The sequence below is a fragment of the Pseudomonas oryzicola genome (assembly GCF_014269185.2).
In the GTDB taxonomy this organism is placed as follows: domain Bacteria; phylum Pseudomonadota; class Gammaproteobacteria; order Pseudomonadales; family Pseudomonadaceae; genus Aquipseudomonas; species Aquipseudomonas oryzicola.
Genome location: NZ_JABWRZ020000002.1, coordinates 365,550 through 387,378 on the forward strand (window position 1 = coordinate 365,550; position 21,829 = coordinate 387,378).

Consider the following 21,829-nt stretch of genomic DNA (forward strand, 5'->3'; position numbering starts at 1 on the left):
TGTCACAAGTCCATGATGGCACTTTTGAACCCACTACACTGTTGCCGGTCTGATGGCCCATGCGTGGAATGGATGGCCAAAGCCCACGCCTTTTATTGCCAAGGAGTATCCCACATGCAAAACCCTCGTCGCGGCGCCGCGCTGATCCTGTCCTGCGGCCTGCTTGCCAGCTTGCCGGCGCTGGCTGCCGATGAACCGCGCTACAACCAGGTATCGCTACGTGCTGAAGTCAGCAAGGAAGTAGCGCGCGACCTGATGGTGGTGACCCTCTACAGCGAAGCGCAGAACACCGACCCGGGCAAGCTCGCCCAGCAGATCACCGAAACCATGAACAAGGCCGTCAAGCAGGCGCGCCAGGTCAAGGACGTGAAGATCAGCCAGGGCAGCCGCAACAGCTACCCGGTGTATGACAGCAAGGGCCAGAAGATCACCGGCTGGCGCGAGCGCGCCGAACTGCGCCTGGAAAGCGCCAACTTCCCGGCCCTGTCGCAACTGACCGCCGACTTGCTGCAAGAGCTGAAAATGGGTGGCATGGACTTCTCCATCGCTCCGGCCACGCGCAAGGCCAGTGAGGATGCGCTGCTCAAGGATGCGGTGGACGCCTTCAAGGCACGCGCGCAGCTGGCCACCGAGGCGCTGGGCGGCAAAGGCTACAAGGTGGTCAGCCTGAACCTCAACAGCAGCGGTTATCCACGCCCCTACATGCGCAGCGCGCCGATGCCGATGAAGGCAATGGCAGCCGATGAAGCGGCGCTGGCACCGGATATCGAGGCTGGTACCAGCGAAGTCAGCATGAATGCCGATGGCCTGATCGAAGTGCAAATGCCTTGATCCAAGCAATGGGAGCGGGCGAGCCCGCTCTCTGAGATCGCGTCAACTTCAAGCTTTTCAGAACACTCCTACGCACCATTCAGGTGCTTCCTACAGCTTCCCTCGCCCCGAAATATCCCGCAAAAAGCCATCATTCTGCCCGCGCAAACGTTCAACTTCCCGAAAAGTTACACCAATGCGACATCCATGTACGGTCGTACCACTTTTCTGGCGCCAACTATCCTTCTGCGTATTGCATTGGGTACAGCCCCTGCATAAGTATCCGCAGGTCGGCTCACGAGGCCACCTCAAATCGAAAAATGACAACAATGAGGCCACCATGCTCAAACACGCAGTCATTCCGTTCCTGCTAGGCGCAGGCTTGCTCTCCGGCGCACCGTCGGCCCTCGCCGCGTCCAACCTGGTGTTCTGCTCCGAAGGCAGCCCGGCCGGCTTCGACCCGGGGCAATACACCACGGGGACCGATTTCGACGCCTCGGCCGAGACCGTGTTCAACCGCCTGACCCAGTTCGAACGCGGCGGCACCGCCGTGATCCCGGGCCTGGCGACCAAGTGGGAAGTGTCCGACGACGGCAAGACCTATACCTTCCACCTGCGCGAAGGGGTCAAGTTCCACACCACCGACTACTTCAAGCCCACCCGCGCATTCAACGCCGACGACGTGCTGTTCACCTTCAACCGCATGCTCGACAAGGACCACCCGTTCCGCAAGGCCTACCCCACCGAGTTCCCCTACTTCACCGACATGGGCATGGACAAGAACATCGCCAAGCTGGAGAAGCTTGACGAACACACGGTGAGGTTCACCCTCAACGAGGTCGACGCCGCATTCATCCAGAACCTGGCCATGAGCTTTGCCTCGATCCAGTCCGCCGAATATGCCGACCAGTTGCTCAAGGACGGCAAGGCTGCCGATATCAACCAGAAGCCGATCGGCACCGGTCCGTTCGTGTTCAGCAAGTACCAGAAGGACGCGCAGATCCGCTTCAAGGGCAACAAGGACTACTGGCAACCTGATGACGTGAAGATCGACAACCTGATCTTCGCCATCACTACCGACGCCTCGGTGCGCATGCAGAAGCTGAAGAAGAACGAGTGCCAGGTCACCCTGTTCCCGCGCCCCGCCGACATCCAGCCGCTGAAACAGGACCCCAAGCTGCAGATGCCTGACCAGGCCGGCTTCAACCTTGGCTACATCGCCTACAACGTGATGGACAAGGTCAAGGGCAGCAACGAAGCCAACCCGCTGGCCCAGCTGAAAGTCCGCCAGGCGCTGGACATGGCCGTGGACAAGAAGAAGATCATCGAGTCGGTCTACCAGGGCGCCGGCCAACTGGCGGTCAACGCCATGCCCCCGACCCAGTGGTCCTATGACGACAGCATCAAGGACGCGCCATTCGACCCTGAAAAAGCCAAGCAACTGCTCAAGGAAGCCGGCATCAAGGAAGGCACCGAAATCACCCTGTGGGCGATGCCCGTGCAACGCCCGTACAACCCCAATGCCAAGCTGATGGCCGAGATGCTGCAATCCGACTGGGCCAAGGTCGGCATCAAGGCCAAGATCGTCAGCTATGAATGGGGCGAGTACATCAAGCGCTCCAAAGGCGGCGAACAAGGCGCCATGCTGATCGGCTGGAGCGGCGACAATGGTGACCCGGACAACTGGCTGGGTACCCTGTACGGCTGCGATGCCATGAACGGCAACAACTTCTCCAAGTGGTGCTACAAGCCCTACGACGACCTGATCAAGCAGGCCAAGGCGACTTCCGACCAGGCCAAGCGCACCGAGCTGTACAAGCAGGCACAGCACATCCTCAAGGAGCAGGTGCCGATCACCCCGATCGCTCACTCCACCGTGTACCAGCCCATGAGCGCCAAAGTGAAGGACTTCAAGATCAGCCCGTTCGGCCTGAACTCCTTCTACGGCGTCAGCGTGGACAAATAGGCTAGCTCCGGCACCCGCTGAACCGCGGGTGCCCTGTCAACCTTGCCACCCCCTTCATGTCGCCCCGCCGCTATCCATGCGGGGGCGGCGCGCTGTTGCCGCCATTTTTGCAGGCGGCGACACAAACAGACGTAAAAGGACTTTTTCATGCGCTACACCCCCCGCCTTTACGCCCTGCTGGCCCTTGGCCTGGTCAGCCAATCCCCGGCCGTGCTGGCCAACAACCTGGTGTTCTGCTCCGAAGGCAGCCCCGCCGGCTTCGACACCGCGCAATACACCAGTGCCACTGACAACGACGCCGCCGAACCCATCTACAACCGGCTGGTCGAGTTCGAGCGCGGTGGCACCGCCGTGCAGCCTGCGCTGGCGACCCGCTGGGAGGTATCCGACGATGGCCTGCGCTACACCTTCCAGCTGCGCGAGGGGGTGAAGTTCCACAGCAACAAGGCCTTTACACCCAGCCGCGACTTCAATGCCGACGACGTGCTGTTCACCTTCAACCGCATGCTCGACAAGGGCCACCCGTTCCGCCAGGCCTACCCCACCGAGTTCCCCTATTTCGTCAGCATGGGCCTGGACAAGAACATCGCCCGTGTCGAGAAAACCGGCCCCATGACCGTGGTGTTCACCTTGAACGCGGTCGATGCCGCCTTCATCCAGAACCTGGCCATGAGCTTCGCCTCCATTCTCTCGGCCGAATACGCCGGGCAGTTGCTGGCCAGCGGGCGCGCCAGCGACATCAACCAGCAACCGATCGGCACCGGGCCGTTCGTGTTCCAGCGCTACCAGAAGGATTCGCAGATTCGTTACAAGGGCAACCAGGCTTACTGGGCACCGCATGAGGTGAAGATCGACAACCTGGTGTTCTCGATCAACACCGACCCTTCGGTGCGCATCCAGAAGCTGCGCCGCAACGAATGCCAGGTCACCCTGCACCCGCGCCCGGCTGACCTGCCGGCGCTCAAGGCCGACAGCAAGCTGCAGGTGCTGCAACAGCCTGGCTTCAACCTCGGCTATATCGCCTACAACACTCAGCACCCACCGTTCGACCGGTTGGAAGTGCGCCAGGCAATGGATATGGCAGTGAACAAGCAGGCGATCATCCAGGCTGTGTATCAGGATTCCGGCCAGCTGGCAGTCAACGCCATGCCGCCGACCCAGTGGTCCTATGACGACAGCATCAAGGACGCACCCTTCGATCCGGAAAAGGCCAAACAGCTACTGCAGCAGGCCGGAGTCAAGCCGGGCACCGAGATCACCCTGTGGGCCATGCCGGTGCAGCGCCCGTACAACCCAAACGCCAAGCTGATGGCGGAAATGCTCCAGGCCGACTGGAGCAAGCTCGGCTTCAAGGTGCGCATTGTCAGCTATGAATGGGGCGAGTACCTCAAGCGCATGAAAAGCGGCGAGCACGATATTGCCCTGATCGGCTGGACCGGGGACAACGGTGACCCGGACAACTGGCTGGGCACCCTCTACAACTGCGATGCCATCGGCAGCAACAACTACTCGCTGTGGTGCGATCCGCAGTACGACAGCCTGGTCAAGCAGGCCAAGCAGGTCACCGACCGCGCGCAGCGCACCGCCCTGTACCAGCAGGCCCAGCAGCGGCTCAAGCAACAGGTGCCGATTACCCCGGTGGCACATTCAACGGTCAACCAACCGCTGAGCATCAAGGTTTCCGAATTCAAGGTCAGCCCTTTCGGGCGCAACGATTTTTCCGGTGTGAGTGTTGATTGAGCATTAGCCGGTACCGGCCTCTTCGCGGGTAAACCCGCTCCCACAGGGTTCTCCTCAGGTTCACGAAACCTGTGGGAGCGGGCGCGCCCGCGAAGAGGCCGGCACAGCCAACACAACGCCCCGATTCAGCCCGGTGACCCCGGGCAACCCTGGCAACACCGCAGCAAGAGCCCCGGCCCACAAGGCCAGGGAATAACTAGAAGAACAGAAAGGGAGCTTTAACCTTGAGATTATTCACCTTGACCGCACTGGCGTTATCCATCAGTGCATTATCCACCGTGACCCTGGCCGACCCGCAAAGCCAGGACTATGTGCCCGTCACCCTCAAAGGCAGCAGCGAGCAGGAGCAGGCCAGCGGTTTCATCGACGGCCAGAGCCTGTCGGGCAGCACCCGCAACTGGTATGCCCACGAACGCGCCGCCCGCGCACCGCTGTGGAAGTACTACAAGAGCGACGGCACCCGTCATGACACCCACAGCCGCGAAAACTGGGTGCAGGGCACCATCCTCAACTACAGTTCCGGCTTCACCCAGGGCACCGTCGGCTTCGCCGTCGAAGCCGCTGGCTACAATGCCATTGCCCTGCAGCAAAGCCGCGAGGCGGTCGCCGGCCCCAACAACCGCACCCTGACCCACAGCGACGGCGACCCGGTCGGCCAGTGGAGCAAGATGGGCCTGGCCAACGTCAAGGCACGCGTGTCCAACACCACCCTGACTGTCGGCCGCCAATCGGTGGACACACCGATGATCGCCTACATCGGCAACCGCGCCCTGCCTTCGAGCTTCCAGGGGGCATTCCTGCACAGCGCCGAATTCGACAACCTGAGCTTCGACCTGGGCACTTTCGACCGCGTGTCGCCACGCACCGAACAAAGCCTCAGCAAGTTCCGCAGCGAGTACAGTGCCACTGGCGTTGAAACCGACCGCGCCAGCACCGCCGGCATCAATTACCAGCCGTTCAAGAGCCTGACCACCAGCCTGTACGCCACCAAGGTCGACGACTTCTGGAACCAGTACTATTTCGGCGCCAACCACGTGCTCGGCGACAGCGCAGTGCTGAGCCTGAGCACCGGCCTGAACTACTACAAGACCGTCGACGCCGGCAGCCAGAAGATGGGCGAAATCGACAACGACACCTACAGCCTGTCGTTCGGCCTGACCCACCAGGCCCACACCGTCAGCGCCTCGTGGCAGCAGGTCAACGGCAACGAGTACTTCGACTACCTGCACGAAACCAACGGCATCTACCTGGCCAACTCGCTGCTGTCGGACTTCAACGGCCCCAACGAGAAATCGCTGCAGCTTTCCTACGTGCTGAACATGGCGCCCTACGGCGTGCCGGGGCTGAAATTCAACCTGTACAACGCTCGCGGTTGGGGCATCGACGGCACCCATTACCGTGGTACCGCCTATGACGTGAACGGCCTGGATGGCGAAACCCACTACGAGTGGGGTATTGGCACCAGCTACGCGGTGCAGAGCGGGCCGCTGAAAGACACCAGCATTCGCGCCACCTACACCGCGCACCGCGCCAGCAAGGCCCAGGGCGATGGCAGCCTGGACGAGTTCCGGGTGGTCACCACCATTCCGTTCAACATCCTCTGACCGTCGGCGCCCCGGCCTGCTTCGCTGCGTGCCGGGGCGGCTACGCTGGAACCAATGCAAGCAGGGAGTTTCAACCCATGCAGAGAGCTTTCAAGAAATCGCGGCCACTGCGCCTGGCCCTGGCCGCGCTGCTTCTGGGCGGAGCCACGCAACTGGCGGCCAAACCGTTGGTAGTGTGCACCGAAGCCAGCCCGGAAGGGTTCGACATCGTCCAGTACACCACCGCAGTCACCGCCGATGCCTCGGCCGAGACGGTGTTCAACCGCCTGGTCGACTTCAAGCCCGGTACCACTGAAATCCAGCCGGCTCTGGCCGAGCGCTGGGACATTTCAGCCGACGGCCTGACCTACACCTTCCATCTGCGCCAGAGGGTGAAGTTCCACACGACCGACTACTTCAAACCCACCCGCGACTTCAACGCCGATGACGTGCTGTGGAGCCTCAACCGCCAGCTCGACCCGAACCATCCATGGCATGACAAGACCAGCGTCGGCTACCCGTACTTCGAAAGCATGGGGTTCAAGGAACTGCTCAAGTCGGTCAGCAAGGCTGACGAGCACACCGTGGTGATTACCCTCACCCGACCGGAAGCGCCGTTCCTGCGCGACATGGCCATGGGCTTCACCTCGATCTACTCTGCCGAATACGGCGACCAGTTGCTCAAGGCTGGCAAGACCGCCGAGCTGAACAGCAAGCCGATCGGCACCGGTCCGTTCATCTTCCAGCGCTACAACAAGGACGCCCAGGTCCGCTTCAAGCCCAACCCCGACTATTTCCGCGGCAAACCGCCGGCCGATGCGCTGGTGTTCGCCATCGCCACCGACAGCAACGTGCGTCTGCAGAAACTGCGCGCCAACGAGTGCCAGGTGGCGCTCTATCCCAAGCCCGATGATGTGCCGTCGATCAAGCAAGACCCGAACCTCAAGGTCGACGAGATCGAGGCCCTGGTCACCGGTTACATCTCGATGAACACCGAACACAAGTACCTGAGCGACGTGCGCGTGCGCAAAGCCATCAACATGGCCTTCGACCGCCAGACTCACGTCGACCAGCTGTTCGGCAAGGGCAATGCGCTGGTAGGCGTGAACCCTTACCCGCCGACCATGATCGGCTACAACAACGAGAACAGGAACCCGCCCCGCGACCTGGCCAAGGCACGCGAACTACTCAAGGAAGCCGGCGTACCACCGGGCACGGTGTTCACGCTGTTCACCCGCAACGGCGGTGGCCCGACCAACCCCAACCCGCGCCTGTCCGCCGAAATGCTGCAGGCCGACCTCAAGCAGATCGGCCTCAAGCTGGATATCCGCGTCATGGAGTGGGCCGAGATGCTGCGCCGGGCGAAGAAGGGCGAAGCCGACCTAGTGTCCGCCGGCTGGGCCGGCGACAACGGCGACCCGGACAATTTCCTCAGCCCGATGCTCAGTTGCGATGCCGTCAAAAGCGGCGAGAACTATGCGCGCTGGTGCAACCCTAAGTTCCAGGAGCTGATCAGCCGCGCCCGCGAAGTGATCGACAACGACGAGCGCGCAAGGCTCTATAACGAGGCATTGAAAGTGTACGATGACGAACAACCCTGGATCAGCATGGCCCATCCGAAGATGTTCACCGCCATGCGTGACAACGTGGAGGGCTACGTGATCAACCCTCTGACCAACAACAACTTCGCCACCACCAAGGTGAAGTAGAACAACAACGACCGCCGGCCGCCCACACGGGGCCCGGCGGCTCCGCCGTAACGGGCTGATCGCCCCACGGCCTGATGAGGTAACCCCGACAATGTTGAGTTTTATTGCCCGGCGCCTTGGCCTGTTGATACCGACGTTCTTCGGCATCACCTTGCTGACCTTCGCGCTCATACGCCTGATCCCCGGCGACCCGGTGGAAGTGATGATGGGCGAGCGCAGGGTCGACCCCGAAATGCATGCCCAGGCCATGGAGCGTCTGGGGCTGAACAAACCGCTGCCGGTCCAGTACCTGGACTATGTTGGCAAGCTGGCCCAGGGCGACCTGGGTGAATCGCTGCGCACCCGCGAGAGCGTGTGGCAAGAGTTTCTCACTCTGTTCCCGGCTACCCTCGAACTGGCCTTCGCCGCCCTGCTGTTCGCCGGCGTCGTCGGCCTGCTGGCCGGGGTGGTCGCCGCGCTCAAGCGCGGTTCGCTGTTCGACCATGGCGTGATGGGGATTTCCCTGGCGGGCTACTCCATGCCGATCTTCTGGTGGGGCCTGATCCTGATCATGTTCTTCTCGGTTAGCCTGGGCTGGACCCCGGTATCCGGGCGCATCGACCTGCTCTACGACATCGAGCCGAAGACCGGCTTCATGCTCATCGACACCCTGCTCAGCGACGAGGAAGGCGCATTCAGGGACGCGGTGATGCACCTGATCCTGCCGGCCATCGTGCTCGGCACCATCCCGCTGGCGGTAATCGCCCGCATGACCCGCTCGTCAATGCTTGAAGTGCTGCGCGAGGACTACATCCGTACCGCCCGCGCGAAAGGCCTGTCGCCAGCCCGCGTGGTGTTCGTGCACGGCCTGCGCAATGCCTTGATCCCGGTGCTGACCGTGTTCGGCTTGCAGGTCGGCACCCTGCTGGCCGGTGCGGTGCTGACCGAAACCATCTTTTCCTGGCCGGGCATCGGCAAATGGCTGATCGAAGCCATCGGCGCCCGTGACTACCCCGTGGTCCAGAATGGCATCCTGTTGATCGCCTGCCTGGTGATCCTGGTCAACTTCGTCGTGGACATCCTCTACGGCCTGGCCAACCCACGCATCCGTCATCAGCGCTGAGGCCCTCGCCATGACTAGCCCGATTCCGAAATCCGTCGCACCGGCCAGCCCGGTGGACCAGAGCCTACTCTACCCTTCGCCGTACAAAGAATTCTGGCAAGCCTTCGCGCGCAACAAAGGCGCGGTGATGGGCCTGGCCTTCATGTGCCTGGTGGTGTTCTGCGCGCTGTTCGCGCCGTGGGTCGCCCCGCACGACCCGAGCGAGCAGTACCGTGACTTCCTGCTGACCCCGCCAGTGTGGCTTGAAGGCGGCAGCTGGCAGTTCATCCTCGGCACCGACGAGTTGGGCCGCGACCTGCTTTCACGACTGATCCAGGGCGCACGGCTGTCGCTGCTGATCGGCCTGTCTTCCGTGGTGATGTCGCTGATCCCGGGTATCCTGCTGGGCCTGCTGGCCGGTTTCTTCCCGCAACTGCTCGGCCCGTCGATCATGCGCCTGATGGACGTGATGCTGGCCCTGCCCTCGCTGCTGCTGGCGGTGGCCATCGTTGCCATCCTCGGCCCAGGTCTGATCAACACGGTGATCGCCATCGCTATCGTTTCATTGCCATCCTATGTGCGCCTGACCCGCGCCGCCGTGATGGGCGAGCTGAACCGCGACTACGTCACCGCCGCACGCCTGGCCGGTGCCGGGTTGCCACGGCTGATGTTCGTCACCGTGCTGCCCAACTGCATGGCGCCGCTGATCGTGCAGGCCACCCTGAGTTTCTCTTCGGCGATTCTCGACGCCGCCGCCCTGGGCTTCCTCGGCCTTGGCGTACAGCCACCGACCCCCGAATGGGGCACCATGCTGGCTTCGGCCCGCGACTACATCGAGCGCGCCTGGTGGGTAGTGAGCCTGCCCGGTCTCACCATTCTGCTCAGTGTGTTGGCAATCAACCTGATGGGCGACGGCCTGCGCGATGCGCTGGACCCGAAACTCAAGAACGCCGCCTGAGGAGAACGCCATGTCACTGTTGCAGATCAACAACCTGAACGTGCGCTTCGGCGACGCCAATGCGGTACCGGTGGTCGATGGCCTGGACCTGACGGTGGAGGCCGGCGAGATCCTGGCCATCGTCGGTGAATCCGGCTCGGGCAAGTCGGTCACCATGATGGCCCTGATGGGCCTGATCGACGCACCCGGGCGCATCACTGCCGACTCGCTCACCTTCGACGGCACCGACATGCTCAAGCTCAGCGGCCGCCAGCGGCGCAAGGTGGTGGGCAAGGACATCGCCATGGTCTTCCAGGACCCGATGACCGCGCTCAACCCCAGCTACACCGTGGGTTACCAGATCGAGGAAGTGCTGCGCCAGCATCTGGGCCTGAAGGGCAAGGCTGCGCGCCAGCGGGCCCTGGAGTTGCTGAAGAAGGTCGAGATCCCGGCTGCGGAAAGCCGCCTCGACGCCTACCCGCACCAGCTGTCCGGCGGTATGAGCCAGCGCGTGGCGATTGCCATGGCGATTGCCGGCGAGCCCAAGCTGCTGATTGCCGACGAACCTACCACGGCGCTGGACGTGACCATCCAGGCGCAGATCATGGAGCTGCTGGTCAACCTGCAGAAAGAGCGCAACATGGCGCTCATCCTGATCACCCACGACCTCGCAGTGGTCGCCGAAACGGCCAGACGAGTGTGTGTGATGTACGCCGGCCAGGCCGTGGAAGTTGGCCAGGTGCCCGAGCTGTTCGACGTGCCCGCCCACCCCTACAGCGAAGCGCTGCTGGCGGCGATCCCTGAGCACAGCATCGGCGCCGAGCGCCTGGCTACCCTGCCCGGCATCGTCCCCGGTCGCTACGACCGCCCGACGGGTTGCCTGTTGTCGCCGCGCTGCCCCTACGTGCAGGACAACTGCCGGCGCCAGCGCCCGCCCCTCGATCCCCAGGCCAACAGCCTGGTACGTTGCTTCTACCCGCTGAACCAGGAGGTGGCGTGATGGCCGTCGTTCTCTCCGCCCGGGCGCTCACCCGGCACTACGAAGTCTCCCGCGGGCTGTTCAAGGGCCATGCGCTGGTGCGCGCACTGAATGGCGTGTCGTTCGAGCTGGAGGCTGGCAAGACCCTGGCCGTGGTCGGCGAATCCGGCTGTGGCAAATCGACCCTGGCCCGCGCCCTGACCCTGATCGAAGAGCCGTCGTCCGGCTCGCTGCAAATTGCCGGCACCGAGGTGAAGGGCGCCAGCAAGAGTGAGCGCAAACAATTGCGCCGCGACGTGCAGATGGTGTTCCAGAGCCCCTACGCTTCGCTCAACCCGCGGCAGAAGATCGGCGACCAGTTGGCCGAGCCACTGCTGATCAACACCTCGCTGAGCAAGGCCGAGCGACGCGAAAAGGTGCAGAAAATGATGGAACAGGTCGGCCTGCGCCCCGAGCATTACCAGCGCTACCCGCACATGTTTTCCGGTGGCCAGCGCCAGCGTATCGCCCTGGCCCGGGCGATGATGCTGCAGCCCAAGGTGCTGGTGGCGGACGAGCCGACCTCGGCACTGGACGTGTCGATCCAGGCCCAGGTACTGAACCTGTTCATGGATTTGCAGAAAGAGTTCAACACCGCCTACGTGTTCATCTCGCACAACCTGGCGGTGGTGCGGCATGTGGCCGATCAGGTGCTGGTGATGTACCTCGGCCGGCCGGCGGAGATGGGGCCGAAAGAGGATATCTACGAAAGGCCGCTGCATCCGTATACCCAGGCGTTGCTGTCAGCGACGCCGGCGATTCACCCGGACCCTTTGAAGCCGAAGATCCGCATTGCTGGGGAGTTGCCCAACCCGCTGAACCCGCCAGATGGGTGTGCGTTTCACAAGCGCTGCCCGTATGCGACCGAGCGGTGTGCCAAGGAGGTGCCAGCGTTGCGGCAGGTGAGTACCCGGCAGGTGGCTTGTCACTATGCCGAGCAGTTTCTTTAGCCTTTAGATAGCCGGGGCTGCTTTGCAGCCCTTTCGCGACACCAGGCCGCTTCTACAAGGGACCGCGATCTCCTGAAGGAGCGGCCTGGTGTCGCGAAAGGGCCGCAAAGCGGCCCCAAAATCTCAATGCATGAAGAACCAGATCAGGATAATCACCGGAATCGGCACCCCAATCATCCAGAGCAGTATCGAGCGCATGGCCTTTCTCCTTGTTCGATGTTGAACAGACCGGTGCACTCGCCATGCCATCCCTGTCAAAAAAGCACTCTCAACCGAATCAACGGCTTACTGCCCAAGCCGCTTGAAAAAACCGTGCAATATGCCGGATCCGCCCCCTTGCAGCTGGGTGTTCTGCAATGCACTATCAGGCTCATGACCGCCACCACCCTCCCCGACGGCCCCGAGCAGACCCCGCTCACCGCCGACACCGTGCTGCGCTACCACCTGTGCTGGAAGCACCGCAACCTCGACGGCGTCATGGCGCTCTACCACCCCGACATTCAATATCACGACTTCTTCCAGAACCGCGTGCTCGGCTACCAGGAACTGCGCGACTATGTGCGCGCCTGCCTGCCCCATGAAGCTGGCGAAGATATCGTGCACAGCGACCGCATCCGCGTCGACGGCTGTACCGCGTTCATCCAGTACCAGGTCACGGTCCAGGGCGGCGATGGCCTGGTGGCGTTCCAGTCCAGCGAGGCGATTACCGTCAAGGACGGCCTGATCTGGCAGGTCAACGAATATGCCACGCTGGTCCGCCGCAACGGCAGCGGCCACGCCAGCAGTGGCCCACGCCCGGCCACCAGCCGCCTGGGCCTGTCGCCGAGGCAGTTGTCGACCATGGCCCAGGACCTGGAACACTACTTCCAGCGCCAGCGCCCCTACCTGGACCCGGAGCTGGACCTGCAGCAGGTGGCCGACGCCAGCGGCTACAGCCGCAACCAGATCTCCTACCTGCTCAACCAGGTGCTCGGGCAAAGTTTCTACCGCTACGTCAACCAGGCCCGCCTGCAGCACCTGATGGCCAGCCTTGATAACGACAGCATCGAGGCCACGATCGACGAGCTGGCGTTCAATGCCGGTTTCAACTCGTTGTCGGCGTTCTACAAGTGTTTTCGCGAACACACCGGGCTTACGCCCAAGGCGTACCTGAAGCAAATTTCCCTGCGTGCACGCACGTAGGACAGCCGCCCGCCGACACCACTAGGATCGCCCACAGACCTTGACGGATGTGGAGCCGAACCCGATGCAACCCCTGCGCACGCTCAGCCTGTGGATGGACCAGCTCGACGAGCCGTTGTGCGCCCGCCCGGCCCTGCGCGAGGACCTGGACGCGGATGTATGCATCATCGGCGCTGGCTACACCGGCCTGTGGACCGCCTACTACCTCAAGCGCCAGGCGCCACAGTTGAACATCGCGGTAATCGACGCCAACATCGCCGGCTTCGGCGCCTCGGGGCGCAACGGCGGCTGGCTGATGGGCAACCTGCTCGGCGAAGACCGCCTGCTGGCCACCCTGTCGCCGCAACAGCGCCGCGCCAGCATCGACCTGCTGCATGGCATTCCCGATGAAGTACACCGCGTGCTGCAACAGGAAGGCATCGACTGCGACTACCGCAAAGGCGGCGTGCTGTACTGCGCCGCGCGCTACCCGGAACAGGAGCGCAGCCTGCGCGCCTACCTAGACGACCTTTATCGCCAAGGCATGACCGAGGACGACTACCGCTGGCTGCGCCCCGAACAGCTTGACGCTCAGTTGCGGGTCAGCAACGCCTATGGCGCCATCTACAGCCCGCACACCGCAACCATCCAACCCGCCAAGCTGGCGCGTGGCCTGGCCCGGGCGGTAGAAGCGCTGGGCGTACCCATCTACGAAAACACCCCAGCCATCGACTGGCAGCCGGGTGAGGTGCGCACCCCGTTGGCGCGCATCCGCTGCCAATGGACGGTACCCGCCGTGGAGGGCTATGCCGTCAGCCTGCCGCCACTGGGCAAACATCAGCTGCCGGTACAGAGCCTGTTGGTGGCCACCGAACCACTGCCGGAGGCCACCTGGCAACAGATCGGCCTGAACCAGGGCCAGGCGTTCAGCGAAAGCAGCCGCCAGGTCACCTACGGCCAGCGCACCGCCGACGACCGCCTGGTATTCGGCGCCCGTGGCGGCTACCGCTTCGGTGGCCGCCTGCGCGAAAACTTCAACCTCGACGAACAGGAAATCGAGCTGCGCCGCTACCTGTTCAGCGAGTTGCTCCCACAGTTGAAGCACGCACGCATCACCCATTCCTGGGGCGGCAACCTGGGCATGGCGCGGCGCTTCCGCCCGCACATGCTCTGCGACCGTCAACGCGGCATCGCCCTGGCGGGCGGCTACGGCGGCGAAGGCGTCGGCGCCACCAACCTGGGCGGACGCACCCTGGCCGCGCTGATCCTCAACCAGCACAACGAACTGACCGCGCAACCCTGGGTGCTCGACAACCGCCCGCTTTCAAGCCTGGCCAGCTGGCCACCCGAGCCCTGCCGATGGCTGGGCTACAACGCGATCATCCAGAGCTTCGTCCACGAGGACCGGACCCTCGCCAACCCCGCCAGTGCGCCCTGGAGGCGGCGCCTTGCCAGCAATCTTGCGGACTTCATGGAAGGCTTCATGCGCTGATTTTCCCCCTCACTGACACAGGATTTACCGGTCATGAGCATCACCCATTTCAAGAACACAGACAGCGCCGTGCTCGACAGCTCCAACCCGGTCGCGGTGCCGCTTGGCGACCCCGTTGCAGTGACTTCGGTCACCTGCGTGGAACGCAGCGACGGCGTCGAAACCGGCATCTGGGAGTGCACGCCCGGGCGCTGGCGGCGACAGATCGTGCAGCAGGAGTTCTGCCATTTCATCAAGGGCCGCTGCACCTTCACCCCCGACGGTGGCGAGCCCCTGCTCATAGAAGCCGGAGACGCACTGATGCTACCGGCCGACAGCACTGGCACCTGGGACATCCAGGAGACCGTGCGCAAAACCTACGTTCTTGTCTTCTGATCCGCTGATCGCCTGCCTTCGATAACAACACACAAAGCAAGGTAACCCCGACATGCGCACGCTCCTTCTCGCCCCCCTGATGCTGGCCGCCAGCGTGGCCGGCGCCGCCGAAACGGTGAAGATCTACAACTGGTCCAGCTACGTTGCCCCCGACACATTGAAGAACTTCCAGCAAGCCAGCGGTATCGTGCCCACCTACGACGTTTACGACAGCAACGAAACCCTCGACGGCAAGCTGATGACCGGCAACTCCGGCTACGACGTGGTGTTTCCGTCCAACCATTTCATGGCCCGGCAAATCCAGGGCAAGGCCCTCAAGCGCCTGGACAAGTCGCAATTGCCCAACTGGCACAACCTCAACCCGGTGCTGCTCAAGGCGCTCGAAGTGAACGACCCGGGTAACCAGTACGGTTTCCCATACCTGTGGGGCAGCACCGGCATCGGCTACAACATCGACAAGGTCAAGGCAGTGCTGGGCGACAATGCCCCGGTGGACTCCTGGGACCTGATCTTCAAGCCCGAGTACATGAGCAAGCTGAAAAGCTGCGGCGTCGCGGTGTTGGACAACGGCCCTGAACTGTTACCGATCGCCCTGCACTACCTGGGCCTGCCGCACCACAGCCAGGACCCGGCGGACTACGACAAGGCCAAGGCGCTGCTGATGCAGGTGCGACCGTATATCAGCTACTTCCACTCCTCGAAGTACACCGGCGACCTGGCCAATGGCGATATCTGCGTGGTGGTGGGCTTCTCGGGGGATGTACTGCAAGCGAAGAACCGCGCCGAGGAGGCGAAGAACGGGGTGAAGGTGGGCTACTCGATACCCAGGGAAGGCGCGCCGATGTGGTTCGACATGGTTGCCATGCCGGCCGATGCACCGGATGAGAAGGCCGGGTATGCCTACATGAACTACCTGCTGCAGCCGGAGGTGATGGCCAACATCAGCAACCATGTGCAATACGCCAACGGCAACCTCAAGGCGGACGAGCTGGTGGAACCGGCGATGAAGGGTAATACGATGATTTACCCGAGCGAGGAAGTAATGGGCAAGCTGTATGCGCTGGAGGCGATGCCGGCGAAGATCGACCGTATTCGCACGCGGATCTGGACCAGTATCAAGGCCGGGAATTGATTTCGGCCTTAACACGGTCCCTGTGGGAGCGGGTTCACCCGCGAATGCGATGTTGAGTTTACCGACGCATTCGCGGGTAAACCCGCTCCCACAAGGGTCAGGAGCAGGCCCTGAAAATCAGGAGCAAGCTCTCGAAATCAGTGGTGCTCGCGGGTAGCGCGGAACTTGATGTCCGGCCAGCGTTCTTCCATCAGCGACAGGTTGACCCGGGTCGGCGCCAGGTAGGTCAGGTGCCCGCCACCGTCGATGGCCAGGTTCTCCATGGCCTTGTTCTGGAATTCCTCGAGCTTCTTCTTGTCGTCACAGCCGATCCAGCGGGCCGACCACACGGTGATCGGCTCGTAGGCGCACTCGACCTTGTACTCTTCCTTCAGGCGGCTGGCGACCACGTCGAACTGCAGCACACCGACTGCACCGAGGATGATGTCGTTGCTGCGCTCAGGGAAGAACACCTGGGTAGCACCTTCTTCGGCCAGCTGTTGCAGGCCTTGGCGCAGCTGCTTGGATTTCAGCGGGTCCTTCAGGCGCACGCGGCGGAACAGCTCCGGGGCGAAGTGCGGGATACCGGTGAAGCCCAGTGCCTCGCCTTCGGTGAAGGTGTCGCCGATCTGGATGGTGCCGTGGTTGTGCAGGCCAATGATGTCGCCGGCATAGGCCTCTTCCAGCTGCTCACGCTCGGAGGAGAAGAAGGTCAGCGCGTCGCCGATGCGCAGGTCCTTGTTGATCCGCACGTGGCGCATCTTCATGCCCTTCTCGTACTTGCCCGAGCAGATGCGCATGAAGGCGATGCGGTCGCGGTGTTTCGGGTCCATGTTCGCCTGGATCTTGAACACGAAACCGGTGAACTTCTCTTCCACAGGCTCCACGGTGCGCTCGTGAGCCACACGGCCCAGCGGGCGCGGCGCCCAGTCGACGACGGCGTCAAGCACATGGTCGACACCGAAGTTGCCCAGCGCGGTACCGAAGAACACCGGGGTCAGCTGGCCGTTGATGAACTCTTCCTGGTTGAACTCGTGGCAGGCGCCCTGCACCAGCTCCAGCTGTTCGACGAACGAATCGTACTGGTCGCCCAGGTGGGCCCGGGCTTCGTCCGAATCCAGCTTCTGGATGATCTTGGCTTCGGTGCGCTCGTGGCCGTGGCCCGGGGTGTAGACCACGATGTAGTCGCCGGTCAGGTGATACACGCCCTTGAAGTCGCGGTAGCAACCGATCGGCCAGGTGATCGGTGCGGCCTTGATCTTCAGCACGGCTTCGATCTCGTCGAGCAGTTCGATCGGGTCGCGGATGTCGCGGTCGAGTTTGTTGATGAAGCTGACGATCGGCGTGTCGCGCAGGCGGCACACGTCCATCAGGGCGATGGTACGTGGCTCTACACCTTTACCGCCGTCGAGCACCATCAGCGCCGAGTCCACCGCGGTCAGGGTGCGGTAGGTGTCTTCCGAGAAGTCTTCGTGGCCGGGGGTGTCGAGCAGGTTGATCATGTGCTCGCGGTACGGGAACTGCATCACCGAGGTGGTGATGGAGATGCCGCGCTGCTTCTCCATTTCCATCCAGTCGGAGGTGGCGTGGCGGTCGGACTTGCGCGACTTCACGGTACCGGCGACGGCAATGGCCTTGCCCATCAGCAGCAGCTTCTCGGTGATGGTGGTCTTACCGGCGTCGGGGTGGGAAATGATTGCGAAAGTGCGGCGCTTCGCGACTTCGGCGGCCTGGTTGGTCATGGGAAATCGCCTGACTGGGGGATTAAAAAGGGGCGATATCATACCTGAAGTTGGGCCGGGACCAAAATTTGCTGAACCGGCGGTGCCTGTTCCGGCCTCTTCGCGGGTAAATCCGCTCCCACAGGCATCACACCGCCTTTGAAACCTGTGCAGGACTTGTGGGAGCGGGTTTACCCGCGAAAGGGCCCGCCCAGAGGCCACAAATTCGCCAGGCAATCGCTTTATCACGACAAATGGCCAAAGGGCAGTTATTTCAACGCCTACAGTGCACCAACCCGCTGCTTTTTCTCGTCAATTTTCCAACCACCCAGTGATTAACGCTGGCCAAATGCCGCCTCAGATGGGAACCTTTACGCCCACGGAGACGTCCACTCCCCTGCAACCCGCTTCGGTTGGAGAGCTGGTTTCATCAGCATTTTCGGGCCCGACGGGGTTCGGCTCATGGCCTGATCGCAGCCTTCGGCGTGCGTCACGCTGCTACTCGCGAACACACCACCCGCCGCCAGGACTGGCCGGCAACCAAGAAGTGTGCTCGCCGACTACACAAGGAGTCCGCCTGTGGCAAAACGCTACGGAAAAGGGCTGTTGGGATGGGCCACCGTGCTCGTCATCCTGGCCCTGCTGGTCCACTGGATCGGCATCGACACGATCGCGCATTATCGCGACGATCTTGGGTTCTACCTGCAAGCGCACCTGGTACTGGTGCTGGCTTCGATGGCGGCGGCGCTGGCCGTGGGCATCCCCGCCGGCATTGCCTTGAGTCGACCGCAGCGGGTCGACAAAGCCGAGCGCTTCATGCAGTTGTTCAACGTTGGTAACACCATCCCTCCCCTGGCCGTTCTGGCCATCGCCCTGAGTATCCTGGGCATCGGCGCCGGGCCCGCGATCTTCGCGCTGTTCCTCGCCTCCCTCCTGCCCATCGTGCGCAACACCTACGAGGGCCTGAAAAACGTCCCTGCCTCGCTCAAGGAAGCCGCCACCGGCATCGGCATGACCCCGCGCCAGCAACTCTGGCAGGTGGAGCTGCCCAACGCCGTGCCGATCATCGTCGGCGGCGTGCGCGTGGCCCTGGCATTGAACGTGGGCACCGCACCGCTGGCATTCCTGATTGGCGCCAACAGCCTGGGCAGCCTGATCTTCCCCGGCATCGCCCTGAACAACCAGCCACAACTGCTGCTGGGGGCTGCCTGCACCGCACTGCTGGCGCTGGCGCTGGACGCAGCGGTGAGTTTCTCCAGCAAGCGCTGGCTGGAACGTGGCCTGGCTGGATAACGAGAGGGAACGTATGAACAAGAGAATCGCCTTGTTGCTGGGCGCGACCCTGCTGTTCGCAGGATTCGCCCAGGCAGCGGAAAAACCACTTGTCCGTATCGGCGCGCGGGTGTTCACCGAACAGACCGTACTCGCCGAAATCACCGCGCAGTACCTGCGCGCCAACGGTTTTGATGTGCGCGTCACCAGCGGCCTTGGCAGCAACATCGCACGCCAGGCCCAGGAAACCGGCCAGCTCGACCTGATGTGGGAATACACCGGCGTGTCACTGGTGTCGTACAACCATATCGACGAGCGCATGCCCAGTGCCGAGGCCACCTACGCCAAGGTCAAGGCACTGGACGCGAAGAAGGACCTGATCTGGCTGACGCCGTCGAAGTTCAGCAACACCTACGCGCTGGGCCTGCCCAAGCAGGTCGCCGAGGCTTATCCGCAGATCAACTCGATCAGCGACCTCAACCAGGTACTGCGTGACGAAAGCCACCGCAACCACCTGGTGGCGCTGGACACCGAATTCGCCAACCGCCCGGACGGCCTGGTAGGCCTGAAAGCGATGTACGACCTGCAAGTGGGCCGCGCCAACATCCGCCAGATGGATGCCGGCCTGGTCTACACCGCCATGCACAACAACCAGGTGTTCGCCGGCCTTGTGTACACCACCGATGGTCGCCTGAACGCGTTCAACCTCAAGCTGCTGGAAGACGACAAGCACTACTTCCCCGACTACACCGCCGCCCCGGTGGTGCGCAAGCAGGTGCTCGACGCCAACCCGCAACTGGCCGGCCTGCTCAAGCCACTGGCCGAGCAACTGGATGACGAAACCATGCGCCAGCTCAATGCCAAGGTCGACGTCGAACACCAGAACCCGACCACGGTGGCCGCCGCCTTCCTGCGTGACCACCCAATGCCTGGCGAGGTACAACCATGAGCCTGCTCGACACGTTCGCCCACCTCGACTGGGCCCAGGTACTGCAGCTGACCTGGCAACACATCATGCTGGTCGGCGTCGCCGTGGGCCTGGCGATCATCGTCGGCGTACCGCTGGGCATCCTGATGACCCGCTTCCCCGCCGTTGCCGGCCCATTGCAGGCCAGTGCCACGGTGTTGCTGACCATCCCCTCGATCGCCCTGTTCGGCCTGCTGCTGCCGTTCTACTCCAGGTTCGGCCAGGGCCTCGGGCCGCTGCCGGCGATCACTGCGGTGTTCCTCTACTCACTGCTGCCGATCATGCGCAACACCTACCTGGCTTTGACCAACGTCGAGCCCGGCATCCGTGAAGCCGCACGTGGCATCGGCATGACCTTCGGCCAGCGCCTGCGCATGGTCGAGCTGCCCATCGCGGTGCCGGTGATCCTCGCTGGCGTGCGCACCGCCGTGGTGATGAACATCGGCGTGATGACCATTGCCGCCACCATCGGCGCTGGCGGCCTGGGTGTGCTCATCCTCACCTCCATCAGCCGCAGCGACATGTCGATGCTGCTGGTCGGTGCGGTATTGGTCAGCCTGCTGGCGATCGTCGCCGACCTGCTCCTGCAAACCCTGCAACGTGCCCTGACTCCAGAAGGACTGCGCCCATGATCGAATTGAAGAACCTCAGCAAAACCTTCAACGTCAACGGCAAGGACGTCAAAGCCGTCGACTCGGTAAGCCTCACCGTCAACGAAGGTGAGATCTGCGTGTTCCTCGGCCCCTCGGGCTGCGGCAAGAGCACTACCCTGAAAATGATCAACCGCCTGATCACGCCCACTTCCGGCCAGGTGTTCATCAATGGCGAAGACACCACCGGGCTGGACGAAGTCACCCTGCGCCGCCATATCGGCTATGTCATCCAGCAGATCGGCCTGTTCCCCAACATGACCATCGAGGAGAACATCACCGTGGTGCCGCGCCTGCTCGGCTGGGACAAACAGAAGTGCCATGAACGCGCCCGCGAGCTGATGCACATGATCAAGCTGGAGCCCAAGCAGTACCTGCAGCGCTACCCGCGCGAGCTGTCCGGCGGTCAGCAGCAGCGTATCGGCGTGATCCGCGCCTTGGCGGCGGAAGCGCCGGTGCTGCTGATGGACGAGCCGTTCGGTGCGGTCGACCCGATCAACCGCGAGATGATCCAGAACGAATTCTTCGAGATGCAGCGGGCGTTGAACAAGACCGTGATCATGGTCAGCCACGATATCGACGAAGCGATCAAGCTGGGCGACAAGATCGCCATCTTCCGCGCCGGCAAGCTGTTGCAGCTGGACCATCCGGACACCTTGCTGGCGCACCCGGCGGATGAGTTCGTGAGCAATTTCGTCGGCCAGGACAGCACCCTCAAGCGCCTGCTGCTGGTGCGTGCGGAGGATGCGGCGGACAACGCGCCATCGGTGAGCCCGCAGACGCCAGTAAGCGAGGCGCTGGAACTGCTCGACGAGCACGACCGCCGCTACGTGGTGGTGGCCGATGCGCAGAACAAGGCGCTGGGCTACGTACGCCGGCGTGACATGCATCGCCAGCAAGGGACTTGTGGCGACTTCCTGCGGCCGTTCAATGCCACGGCGTCGCATGATGAGCATTTGCGCATCCTGCTGTCGCGGATGTACGAGTTCAACCGGGCGTGGCTGCCGGTGCTGGATGCCGAGCAGGTGTTTCTGGGCGAGGTGACGCAGGAGTCGATTGCGGCGTACCTGAGTTCGGGGCGCTCGCGGGGGGCCAAGACCAGCATTGTCTCGCCGGCCGAGGCGGTGACCTCTTGAATAGCTGGGGCCGCAAAGCGGCCCCGGCAATCTCGGCTCAAAACCCAAGTAATGGATTGCCTGTGCCGGCCTCTTCGCGGGTAAACCCGCTCCTACAGGGTCGGTGCAAGGCTAAAGACCTGCGCGGTACCTGTGGGAGCGGGTTCACCC

At 62.9% G+C, this 21,829-nt stretch carries 18 protein-coding genes; 17 read left to right on the forward strand and 1 reads right to left on the reverse strand.

Annotated features, from left to right (window positions below; all coding sequences use genetic code 11):
* Nucleotides 1-114 precede the first annotated feature (114 nt).
* The 13 genes from HU760_RS19765 (at nt 115) to HU760_RS19825 (ending at nt 15,954) form a co-directional block, all read left to right on the forward strand.
* Nucleotides 115-831 carry an SIMPL domain-containing protein gene (locus HU760_RS19765; protein ID WP_186673423.1) on the forward strand — a complete coding sequence of 239 codons (717 nt, stop codon included), beginning with the start codon at nt 115-117 and terminating at the stop codon, nt 829-831.
* A 319-nt stretch (nt 832-1,150) separates the two neighbouring features.
* On the forward strand, nt 1,151-2,776 hold the full coding sequence (locus HU760_RS19770) for an ABC transporter substrate-binding protein (protein ID WP_186673425.1): 1,626 nt from the start codon (nt 1,151-1,153) through the stop codon (nt 2,774-2,776).
* 147 nt (nt 2,777-2,923) lie between these two features.
* Nucleotides 2,924-4,516, forward strand: coding sequence for an ABC transporter substrate-binding protein (locus tag HU760_RS19775; protein WP_186673427.1), 1,593 nt, complete (start codon nt 2,924-2,926; stop codon nt 4,514-4,516).
* Nucleotides 4,517-4,740: 224 nt separating this feature from the next.
* On the forward strand, nt 4,741-6,120 hold the full coding sequence (locus HU760_RS19780; RefSeq protein WP_170028383.1) for an OprD family porin: 1,380 nt from the start codon (nt 4,741-4,743) through the stop codon (nt 6,118-6,120).
* A gap of 77 nt (nt 6,121-6,197) precedes the next feature.
* Nucleotides 6,198-7,808, forward strand: coding sequence for an ABC transporter substrate-binding protein (locus tag HU760_RS19785; RefSeq protein ID WP_186673429.1), 1,611 nt, complete (start codon nt 6,198-6,200; stop codon nt 7,806-7,808).
* Nucleotides 7,809-7,899: 91 nt separating this feature from the next.
* Nucleotides 7,900-8,910, forward strand: coding sequence for an ABC transporter permease subunit (locus HU760_RS19790; RefSeq protein ID WP_186673431.1), 1,011 nt, complete (start codon nt 7,900-7,902; stop codon nt 8,908-8,910).
* A 10-nt stretch (nt 8,911-8,920) separates the two neighbouring features.
* Nucleotides 8,921-9,847: an ABC transporter permease subunit gene (locus HU760_RS19795; RefSeq protein WP_186673433.1), complete on the forward strand. Its 927-nt coding sequence runs from the start codon at nt 8,921-8,923 to the stop codon at nt 9,845-9,847.
* A 10-nt stretch (nt 9,848-9,857) separates the two neighbouring features.
* On the forward strand, nt 9,858-10,826 hold the full coding sequence (locus tag HU760_RS19800) for an ABC transporter ATP-binding protein (RefSeq protein ID WP_186673435.1): 969 nt from the start codon (nt 9,858-9,860) through the stop codon (nt 10,824-10,826).
* Nucleotides 10,826-11,794 (forward strand): peptide ABC transporter ATP-binding protein, encoded by a 969-nt coding sequence (locus HU760_RS19805; RefSeq protein WP_186673437.1) that lies wholly within the window; start codon nt 10,826-10,828, stop codon nt 11,792-11,794. Before HU760_RS19800 ends, HU760_RS19805 begins: the two co-directional genes overlap by 1 nt.
* Before the next feature lie 372 nt (nt 11,795-12,166).
* Nucleotides 12,167-12,976, forward strand: coding sequence for an AraC family transcriptional regulator (locus HU760_RS19810; RefSeq protein WP_186673439.1), 810 nt, complete (start codon nt 12,167-12,169; stop codon nt 12,974-12,976).
* Between the two features lie 64 nt (nt 12,977-13,040).
* Nucleotides 13,041-14,447, forward strand: a complete 1,407-nt coding sequence (locus HU760_RS19815) for an NAD(P)/FAD-dependent oxidoreductase (protein WP_186673440.1) — start codon at nt 13,041-13,043, stop codon at nt 14,445-14,447.
* Nucleotides 14,448-14,480: 33 nt separating this feature from the next.
* A complete protein-coding gene (locus tag HU760_RS19820; protein ID WP_186673442.1) occupies nt 14,481-14,822 on the forward strand; it encodes a cupin domain-containing protein in 342 nt (113 codons plus the stop codon).
* Nucleotides 14,823-14,874: 52 nt separating this feature from the next.
* Nucleotides 14,875-15,954, forward strand: a complete 1,080-nt coding sequence (locus HU760_RS19825) for a polyamine ABC transporter substrate-binding protein (RefSeq protein WP_186673444.1) — start codon at nt 14,875-14,877, stop codon at nt 15,952-15,954.
* 137 nt (nt 15,955-16,091) lie between these two features.
* Here HU760_RS19825 and HU760_RS19830 read toward each other — a convergent pair whose 3' ends face one another.
* On the reverse strand, nt 16,092-17,675 hold the full coding sequence (locus tag HU760_RS19830) for a peptide chain release factor 3 (protein WP_003257876.1): 1,584 nt from the start codon (nt 17,673-17,675) through the stop codon (nt 16,092-16,094).
* A gap of 558 nt (nt 17,676-18,233) precedes the next feature.
* On the opposite strand from HU760_RS19830, the gene HU760_RS19835 reads away from it, so the two are divergent.
* From HU760_RS19835 to HU760_RS19850, 4 genes are read left to right on the forward strand one after another with little or no spacing between them, the layout of a single operon-like run.
* Nucleotides 18,234-18,947, forward strand: a complete 714-nt coding sequence (locus HU760_RS19835; RefSeq protein ID WP_186673446.1) for an ABC transporter permease — start codon at nt 18,234-18,236, stop codon at nt 18,945-18,947.
* A 13-nt stretch (nt 18,948-18,960) separates the two neighbouring features.
* Nucleotides 18,961-19,875 (forward strand): glycine betaine ABC transporter substrate-binding protein, encoded by a 915-nt coding sequence (locus HU760_RS19840; protein ID WP_186673448.1) that lies wholly within the window; start codon nt 18,961-18,963, stop codon nt 19,873-19,875.
* A complete protein-coding gene (locus HU760_RS19845; RefSeq protein ID WP_186673450.1) occupies nt 19,872-20,525 on the forward strand; it encodes an ABC transporter permease in 654 nt (217 codons plus the stop codon). The genes HU760_RS19840 and HU760_RS19845 overlap by 4 nt, the downstream gene beginning before the upstream one ends.
* Nucleotides 20,522-21,679, forward strand: a complete 1,158-nt coding sequence (locus tag HU760_RS19850) for an osmoprotectant ABC transporter ATP-binding protein OsmV (protein WP_186673452.1) — start codon at nt 20,522-20,524, stop codon at nt 21,677-21,679. The genes HU760_RS19845 and HU760_RS19850 overlap by 4 nt, the downstream gene beginning before the upstream one ends.
* Nucleotides 21,680-21,829 lie beyond the last annotated feature (150 nt).

Coding starts and splice junctions, on each gene's coding strand:
- HU760_RS19765 (WP_186673423.1), top strand. CDS start 115: ATGCAAAACCCTCGTCGCGGCGCCGCGCTGATCCTGTCCTGCGGCCTG.
- HU760_RS19770 (WP_186673425.1), top strand. CDS start 1,151: ATGCTCAAACACGCAGTCATTCCGTTCCTGCTAGGCGCAGGCTTGCTC.
- HU760_RS19775 (WP_186673427.1), top strand. CDS start 2,924: ATGCGCTACACCCCCCGCCTTTACGCCCTGCTGGCCCTTGGCCTGGTC.
- HU760_RS19785 (WP_186673429.1), top strand. CDS start 6,198: ATGCAGAGAGCTTTCAAGAAATCGCGGCCACTGCGCCTGGCCCTGGCC.
- HU760_RS19790 (WP_186673431.1), top strand. CDS start 7,900: ATGTTGAGTTTTATTGCCCGGCGCCTTGGCCTGTTGATACCGACGTTC.
- HU760_RS19795 (WP_186673433.1), top strand. CDS start 8,921: ATGACTAGCCCGATTCCGAAATCCGTCGCACCGGCCAGCCCGGTGGAC.
- HU760_RS19800 (WP_186673435.1), top strand. CDS start 9,858: ATGTCACTGTTGCAGATCAACAACCTGAACGTGCGCTTCGGCGACGCC.
- HU760_RS19805 (WP_186673437.1), top strand. CDS start 10,826: ATGGCCGTCGTTCTCTCCGCCCGGGCGCTCACCCGGCACTACGAAGTC.
- HU760_RS19810 (WP_186673439.1), top strand. CDS start 12,167: ATGACCGCCACCACCCTCCCCGACGGCCCCGAGCAGACCCCGCTCACC.
- HU760_RS19815 (WP_186673440.1), top strand. CDS start 13,041: ATGCAACCCCTGCGCACGCTCAGCCTGTGGATGGACCAGCTCGACGAG.
- HU760_RS19820 (WP_186673442.1), top strand. CDS start 14,481: ATGAGCATCACCCATTTCAAGAACACAGACAGCGCCGTGCTCGACAGC.
- HU760_RS19825 (WP_186673444.1), top strand. CDS start 14,875: ATGCGCACGCTCCTTCTCGCCCCCCTGATGCTGGCCGCCAGCGTGGCC.
- HU760_RS19830 (WP_003257876.1), bottom strand. CDS start 17,675: ATGACCAACCAGGCCGCCGAAGTCGCGAAGCGCCGCACTTTCGCAATC.
- HU760_RS19840 (WP_186673448.1), top strand. CDS start 18,961: ATGAACAAGAGAATCGCCTTGTTGCTGGGCGCGACCCTGCTGTTCGCA.
- HU760_RS19845 (WP_186673450.1), top strand. CDS start 19,872: ATGAGCCTGCTCGACACGTTCGCCCACCTCGACTGGGCCCAGGTACTG.
- HU760_RS19850 (WP_186673452.1), top strand. CDS start 20,522: ATGATCGAATTGAAGAACCTCAGCAAAACCTTCAACGTCAACGGCAAG.